This window comes from Vibrio sp. Y176 (assembly GCF_033438945.1).
Genome location: NZ_JAWOQS010000248.1, coordinates 1 through 866, shown reverse-complemented (window position 1 = coordinate 866; position 866 = coordinate 1). Strand labels below are relative to the sequence as shown.

At 44.9% G+C, this 866-nt stretch carries 2 protein-coding genes; both read left to right on the top strand.

What is annotated here, in order from left to right; genetic code table 11:
- Positions 1-75 precede the first annotated feature (75 nt).
- The gene (locus R7O13_RS25360) at positions 76-777 is read left to right on the top strand and encodes a M15 family metallopeptidase (protein WP_031778639.1); all 702 of its coding nucleotides are present in this window, start codon (positions 76-78) and stop codon (positions 775-777) included.
- Positions 774-866, top strand: a 93-nt coding sequence (locus R7O13_RS25355) for a DUF2897 family protein (RefSeq protein WP_318305007.1), incomplete at its 3' end; no start/stop codon positions are given. The genes R7O13_RS25360 and R7O13_RS25355, both read left to right, overlap by 4 nt.

The window sequence follows — 866 nt, the reverse complement described above, 5'->3', positions numbered from 1 at the left end:
TGACATGTACGAAAACACCTTAAAACACCTACTCGCGAAGTAATCGCACGTAGTTAACCCATTGATGAGCATACCATGACTCCTGCGCAACTCACCGGAACGACCGATTCTCACCTTCAATCAACCATGGTTGGTCAGAAGGCTTTTTTAATGCATCCCGATGTCGCGAACGATCTGCTCAATATGATCGAAGCAGCAACAAAAGCGGGATTTAAAATGGAAATTGCCAGTGGCTTTCGAGACTTTTCTCGCCAGCGAGCAATTTGGAATGGGAAGTTCGAAGGTGAGTTGCCGATTTTAGATTCTAACTCGCAGCCTTTAAATAAGGCTGCGTTAAGTGACGAAGAAAAACTAAAGGCCATTCTTCGCTGGTCGGCTTTGCCAGGAGGAAGTCGCCATCATTGGGGATGTGATTTCGATGTGTATGCTCGCAATTTACTTCCAGCAGACACCAAGTTGCAATTGGAACCTTGGGAATATCTAGAAGGTCATCAGCTGGCGTTTTATTGTTGGTTAAAAGATCACATTGATGAGTTCGGCTTTTTCTTCCCGTATCTGCAAGATTTAGGTGGCGTCGCCATTGAACCTTGGCACATTAGCCACAAAGCCATCGGTCAACAATGTGCTGCTCAACTGAACGCCGAAATGCTAAAAGATGAGCTGGTTCGACAAAATCAACAACACAACATTGCAGGGTTAGAATCGATACTGAATAATTTAGATAGCATCTTATCTACCTATATTCGCAATATCACCCCACCACCGGAGGCGTTATGATCGAATTTCTTACCAACCCTTGGGTGATCATCATTGTGGTCTTGAGTGTGATCATCGGGAACATTGCCGCTCTGAAGTACACCGCCAAA